Genomic DNA, 842 nt, shown 5'->3' with positions numbered 1-842 from the left:
ATCAGGCTTCCCTGATCGTGTACGGCAAGGACCGCACCGGCATCGTCGCCGCCGTCGGTGACGTGCTGGCCAGGCACCGGGCGAACATCGTCTCGCTGGATCAGTACTCCGACAACCCGCACGGCGGAGCGTTCTTCCAGCGCACGGTCTTCCGGATGAACAACCTCAAGGTCGCGCTCCCGAAGATCGAGACCGACCTGGCAACGCTGACCGGGTTCGACCTCGACTTCACCCTGCGGGACATGTCCGTACCGAAACGGGTGGCCATCTTCGCCTCCAAGAGTGACCACTGCCTGCTCGACCTGCTGTGGCGGCACCGCCGCGGCGAACTGCCGATCACGATCGCCATGGTCATCTCCAACCACCCGGACACCGCCGGCGAAGTCCGCTCGTTCGGCATCCCGTTCTTCCACGTCCCGTCCGCCGGGCCGGACAAGTCAGCCGCCGAAGCCCAGCACCTGGCCCTGCTCAAGGGCAACGTCGACTTCATCGTGCTGGCCCGCTACATGCAGATCCTCACGGCCGGCTTCATCGCCGAGGTGGCCGTCCCGATCATCAACATCCACCACTCGTTCCTGCCGGCTTTCATCGGCGCCGGCCCGTACGCCAAGGCCAAGGAACGCGGCGTCAAGCTGATCGGCGCCACCGCCCACTACGTCACCGAAGACCTCGACGAAGGCCCGATCATCGAACAGGACGTCGTCCGCGTCACCCACGCCGACACCGTCGAGGCCCTCCAGCGGCGCGGCGCCGACGTCGAACGCGCCGTGCTCTCCCGCGCGGTCGAATGGCACAGCACCGACCGGGTGATCCGGCACGGCAACCACACCATCGTCTTCGCC

Annotated in this window: 1 protein-coding gene; it reads left to right on the top strand. The window is 66.7% G+C overall.

Annotation, left to right across the window (positions count from 1 at the left end):
• On the top strand, positions 1-842 hold an 842-nt coding region (gene purU / locus IH26_RS0152525; RefSeq protein WP_034218341.1), incomplete at both ends, for a formyltetrahydrofolate deformylase.

This window comes from Actinoplanes subtropicus (assembly GCF_000721705.1).
Classification (GTDB): Bacteria; Actinomycetota; Actinomycetes; order Mycobacteriales; family Micromonosporaceae; genus Actinoplanes; species Actinoplanes subtropicus.
This window is presented reverse-complemented; position numbering and strand designations above follow the sequence as displayed.